This is a genomic window from Muricoccus harenae (assembly GCF_009848505.1).
Taxonomy (GTDB): domain Bacteria; phylum Pseudomonadota; class Alphaproteobacteria; order Acetobacterales; family Acetobacteraceae; genus Roseomonas; species Roseomonas harenae.
Genome location: NZ_WWDL01000116.1, coordinates 1 through 609, shown reverse-complemented (window position 1 = coordinate 609; position 609 = coordinate 1). Strand labels below are relative to the sequence as shown.

General features: G+C 63.9%; 1 protein-coding gene. It reads left to right on the top strand.

Annotated features, from left to right (window positions below; genetic code table 11):
* Positions 1-157: 157 nt before the first annotated feature.
* Positions 158-609: recombinase family protein (locus GSE44_RS25175; protein WP_159351550.1), on the top strand; the 452-nt coding region annotated here is incomplete at its 3' end.

Here is a 609-nt window from a genome sequence, read left to right as displayed (position 1 = left end):
CAATCGGTGGTCATGGGAGACCTCGAATACGTCTCGCGAATGGGCCGGCATGCGTCGTGCGAATGCGAGCAAAATCCGAGTGACGGATTTCCGCGAAACCCTATCCTGATTGGGCCTTCGCGATACGGCGGGGCCTGACGGGTATCGGGAGACTCGGATGCTGCTGGGGTACGCGCGCACCTCGACGGATCAGCAAAACCATGCCCTGCAACTGGATGCTCTCCGGCAGGCAGGATGTGAGCGGGTATTCGTGGAAGTCGGCAGCGGCGCCCGCTCAGACCGGGCCGAACTGGCCAAGCTGTTGGAGATGGCCCGAGCAGGGGATCAGGTGATTTGCTGGCGCCTCGACAGGCTTGCTCGCAGCCTCAAGCACCTGATCGACATCTCGGAGGATCTGCAACGGCGCGGCATCGCTCTTCGGTCTCTGACTGAGGCCATCGATACCACGACGCCAACTGGCCGGTTCATGTTCAGCATCCTCGGCGCACTTTCCTCCATGGAGAGGGAGATCATCATCGAGAGGACGCGAGCCGGGCTGGCCGCCGCCGCAGCGAGGGGACGTCGAGGTGGCCGTCCTCCGGCGCTCGATGAGGCCAAGCTCCGGGCTGC